The organism is Promicromonospora kroppenstedtii DSM 19349 (assembly GCF_000515355.1).
GTDB classification, from domain to species: Bacteria; Actinomycetota; Actinomycetes; order Actinomycetales; family Cellulomonadaceae; genus Promicromonospora; species Promicromonospora kroppenstedtii.
In genome coordinates this window covers 34,014-37,732 of the sequence record NZ_KI911690.1, presented here as the reverse complement: position 1 = coordinate 37,732, position 3,719 = coordinate 34,014, and the positions used below count along the sequence as shown (strand labels likewise).

Annotated in this window: 6 protein-coding genes and 1 pseudogene; 6 read left to right on the top strand and 1 reads right to left on the bottom strand. The window is 73.8% G+C overall.

All coding sequences use genetic code 11. The features are described from left to right. The 6 genes and pseudogenes from PROKR_RS16505 to PROKR_RS16485 all read left to right on the top strand — a co-directional run. Positions 1–198 (top strand): annotated as a pseudogene (locus tag PROKR_RS16505) (ABC transporter); the annotation flags it as partial. Next, entirely contained in the window at positions 195–1,010 is an 816-nt protein-coding gene (locus PROKR_RS16500) for an ABC transporter permease (RefSeq protein WP_084800491.1), read from the top strand. The pseudogene PROKR_RS16505 and the gene PROKR_RS16500, both read left to right, overlap by 4 nt. A 138-nt stretch (positions 1,011–1,148) precedes the next feature. Then, the gene (locus PROKR_RS16495; protein WP_211240160.1) at positions 1,149–1,772 is read left to right on the top strand and encodes a cation efflux transmembrane domain-containing protein; all 624 of its coding nucleotides are present in this window, start codon (positions 1,149–1,151) and stop codon (positions 1,770–1,772) included. A 68-nt stretch (positions 1,773–1,840) separates the two neighbouring features. Beyond that, the gene (locus PROKR_RS37865; RefSeq protein WP_281171725.1) at positions 1,841–1,963 is read left to right on the top strand and encodes a hypothetical protein; all 123 of its coding nucleotides are present in this window, start codon (positions 1,841–1,843) and stop codon (positions 1,961–1,963) included. Between the two features lie 38 nt (positions 1,964–2,001). Then, positions 2,002–2,865, top strand: a complete 864-nt coding sequence (locus tag PROKR_RS16490; protein ID WP_036964775.1) for a patatin-like phospholipase family protein — start codon at positions 2,002–2,004, stop codon at positions 2,863–2,865. Positions 2,866–2,971: 106 nt separating this feature from the next. Then, the gene (locus PROKR_RS16485) at positions 2,972–3,397 is read left to right on the top strand and encodes an NUDIX hydrolase (RefSeq protein WP_036964806.1); all 426 of its coding nucleotides are present in this window, start codon (positions 2,972–2,974) and stop codon (positions 3,395–3,397) included. Between the two features lie 43 nt (positions 3,398–3,440). Here PROKR_RS16485 and PROKR_RS16480 read toward each other — a convergent pair. Beyond that, positions 3,441–3,719: histidine phosphatase family protein (locus PROKR_RS16480; RefSeq protein WP_211240159.1), on the bottom strand; the 279-nt coding region annotated here is incomplete at its 5' end.

Below are 3,719 nucleotides of genomic sequence, written 5' to 3'. Positions count from 1 at the left end.
GGGCTCCTGCGCGCGGCCGACGCCGCCGGCCTCGAGGTGAGCCGCGTGGACGTGGCCCGACCCACGCTCGACGACGTGTTCCTCGGCCTGACCGGCCGCAGCCTCCGCGAGACCGGCGTCGACGCCGCCGGGCCGGGCGACCCCGCCGACACCCAGACCGCCACCGCCGCACCGATCAAGAAGGAGGTCCCGGCATGAGCGCCGCGACCCTGACCCCCGCCCCGTCGACGTCCGCGGGACGCCTGGCTCGCCGCAGCTTCGTGCGGGACACCCGCATCGTGCTGCTCCGGGAGCTGCGCCCCGTGGCGCGCGACCCGTTCTCGCTGCTGTTCGGCCTCATCCAGCCGCTCGTGTTCCTCGGGCTGTTCGGTCCGCTGCTGGTCGGTTCGGCCGGCGCGACCCTGGGCTCAGACGTCTGGCTGTGGTTCGTGCCCGCCGTGCTGGCGATGACCACGCTGTTCGGCAGCTCGGTCACCGGCTCCAACCTGCAGCTCGACATCTCCTCCGGCGTGCACGAGCGGATGCTGGTGACCCCGCTGTCCCGGTCGGCGCAGCTCGTGGGCCGGGCCCTGAAGGAGATGGTGCCGGTCCTGGCGCAGTCCGCGGTGGTGCTGCTCGTCATGCTGCCGTTCGGCCTGCGCCCCGACCCGCTCGGCGCGGTGCTCACCCTGCTGCAGCTCGCCGTGCTCGGCATCGGCGTCGGCGCCCTGTCGTACTCGCTGGCGCTCGCGGTGCGCAAGCAGGAGTGGATGTTCTGGGTGGTGCAGCAGACGGTGCTGTTCCCCGTGATGCTGCTGTCCGGCATGCTGCTGCCGCTGGAGACCGGGCCCGCGTGGATGCGCGCCGTCTCGACGGTGAACCCGCTGCGGTACGTCGTCGACTCCGGGCGGGCCGCGTTCGCGGGCGACCTGGCGTCCTCCGCCGTCGCGTGGGGCTGGGTGGCGGCGGTGGCCACGGCCGCCGTCGGGCTGACGGTCGGGGTACGGGCGATGGTCCGCTCGGCGGACTGACCCCGGTCAACCCGGACGGCGCGCTTCCCTTTGAGGCCTAAGTTTCTTCGCTTTGACGTTCGTCAAAGCGAAGAAACTTAGGCCTCAAAGGGATCCGGGCCGCCAGCCGCAACCCGACCCGCCCGGCAGAATGTCACCGTGCCCACGTCACCTGACGACCGCCTGGCCGGCCTGCGCCGGACCGTGCTGGTCGTCGCGCTCCTCAACTTCGCCTACTTCTTCGTCGAGCTCACCGTGGCGCTCGCCGCCGGGTCGGTCTCCCTGCTCGCCGACAGCGTCGACTTCCTCGAGGACACGGCGATCAACCTGCTGATCCTGGTGGCGCTGAGCTGGCCGCTGGCCCGGCGGGCGCTGATGGGCAGGGTCATGGCCCTGATCATCCTGGGGCCGGCCGCGGTGGCCGCCTGGCAGGCCGTGGGCCGGTTCGCCGACCCGACGGCGCCCGACGTCGGCCCGCTGGTGCTGGCCTCGCTCGGGGCGATCGCCGTCAACGGGACCAGCGCCTGGCTGCTGGCCCGCGCCCACCACACCGGCGGCGCGCTGGGCCGGGCGGCGTTCCTCTCCGCCCGCAACGACGTGCTGGTCAACGTGGCGATCATCGCGATGGGCCTCGTGACCGCGTGGACCGGCTCCGGCTGGCCCGACCTGGTCCTGGGCTGCGTGATCATCCTCCTGGCCCTGCACGCCGCCCACGAGGTCTGGGAGGTCAGCGAGGAGGAACGCCTGGCGGCCAAGGCCGTGGCGGGCGACCCGATCGGCTGACCCGCGCTCCTGACCTCGCTCGCGGACGAACTGCGCGCCGGGGCGACCCCCTGAGCATCGCGCGCGCCGTGCACCGGGAGATCGCAGCCGTGCTCGACATCCCGGGCCTCGCGGCGTCGCGGGTGGGCAAGCCTGGCGGGCTCGGACGACTCCTGCGCCCCCGGGAGCGCCCCGCGATCACCCTCGCGTGACCTCGCCGGGCCCGGAACCCGGTCGTAGTGTGCGAGACATGACGGACGCACTCGTACTCGGAGGTGGCGGCGTGGCAGGCGTCGCCTGGGAGCTGGGCGTGCTGCAGGGCATCGCCGACAAGGACCGGGACCTCGCGGCCCGGCTGCTGGGCGCCGACCGGGTCGTCGGCACCTCGGCCGGGTCCGCCGTGGCCGCGCAGATCACGAGCGGCACGCCGCTGGAGGCGCTCTACGAGGCGCAGCTGGTCGACGACGGCCTCGACTTCGTGGTCGAGTTCGACGGTCCCGCGATGTTCGCGGGCTGGGCCGCCGCCTTCGAGCCGGCCCCCGACGGCACGCCCCCGGACCCTCTGGAGATCCGGCGCCGGATCGGCGCGATGGCACTGACCGCGCACACCACGGACGAGGCGACCCGGCTCAAGGAGCACGAGGCGCAGCTGCTGAGCACGCGGTGGCCGGACACCGATCTCGCGATCCCCGCCGTCGATGCCGAGTCCGGCGAGCTGAGGGTCTTCCGGCGCGACTCGGGCGTGCGACTCCTCGACGCCATCGCCGCGAGCTGCGCGGTGCCGGGCGTGTGGCCGCCCGTGACCATCGACGGCCGGCGCTACGTGGACGGCGGCATCCGGTCGGTCGCGAACGTCGACCTGGCCGCGGGCGCCGACCACGTGCTGGTCGTCACGCCGCAGCGGCCGGGGTCGCCGTCGCCGTTCGGGCCCTCCGCTACCGAGCAGGTCGAGGCCCTGGCGCCGGCGAAGGTGCTCATGATCTGCGCCGACGACGCCTCGATGGAGGCGTTCGGCATCAACCCGCTCTCCCCCGAGACACGGGCGCCGTCGGCCGCCGCGGGGCGCGCGGTCGGCCGGGCACAGGCGGCGGAGCTGGCGGTGCTGTTCGCCTGAGCGGTCTCGGTCCGCCCGGGTGTTCCTCGATGAGCGCGAACGTTGGCGCCCCGGCGTACTCGGGTGCGCCATGCTGGGCACCATGTTCACCAGTACCGACGGGACCATGGACCTGCGAGTCTCCGCGTACGCGGTCATCACCGACGAGGCAGGCCGCATGCTCCTGCCGCACTGGTCCGAGGGCACGCACCACGGCTGGACGATGCCCGGCGGCGGCATCGACCCGGGCGAGCACCCGGCCGACGCCGCCGTCCGGGAGGTCTACGAGGAGACTGGTTACCACGTGGAGCTGGACGGGCTGCTGGGCGTCGACAGCATCGTGTTCCCGGCGGCCGAGCGCGTGCACGCGGCGGACCGTCCGGGGCAGGCTCTGCGCATCGTCTACCGGGCGCGCATCACGGGCGGCGAGCTGCGCGTCGAGGAGGACGGCTCCACCGACGGCGTCGCCTGGCACACCCAGGAGGAGATCGACGCGCTCGACCGGGTCGCCCTGGTCGACACCTCCCGCCGCTGGGCAGGCCTGATCCCCTAGGACGTGCAGGCCCTCAGATCACTCTGGTGACCCGCGCGTCGCATCAGGGTCGCGCCGACGGCGGGAAACCCGTCCAGCGCAGGTCACCGGGCAGGTGCCCCATGTCGTTGAACAGCACCACCGTGGGTGGCAGGCCGTCGCGGTACTCGATCACGGTCAGCGCCGCGTTGCCGCTGTTCAGGCCCAGCCAGCGGGCCGGCGGCGCGTCGAGCGCGTGCCGCACCAGCCACGCGACCTGGAACGCGTGGGTGACCAGCACCTCGTGCGTCTCGACGTCGGCGGTCCGCGCGAACCGCTCGACCAGCGCCGCGGCGAGCCGCTC

Bases quoted from the DNA above. Each gene is read 5' to 3' on its own strand.
- PROKR_RS16500 (WP_084800491.1), top strand. From the start codon at position 195: ATGAGCGCCGCGACCCTGACCCCCGCCCCGTCGACGTCCGCGGGACGC.
- PROKR_RS16490 (WP_036964775.1), top strand. From the start codon at position 2,002: ATGACGGACGCACTCGTACTCGGAGGTGGCGGCGTGGCAGGCGTCGCC.
- PROKR_RS16485 (WP_036964806.1), top strand. From the start codon at position 2,972: ATGGACCTGCGAGTCTCCGCGTACGCGGTCATCACCGACGAGGCAGGC.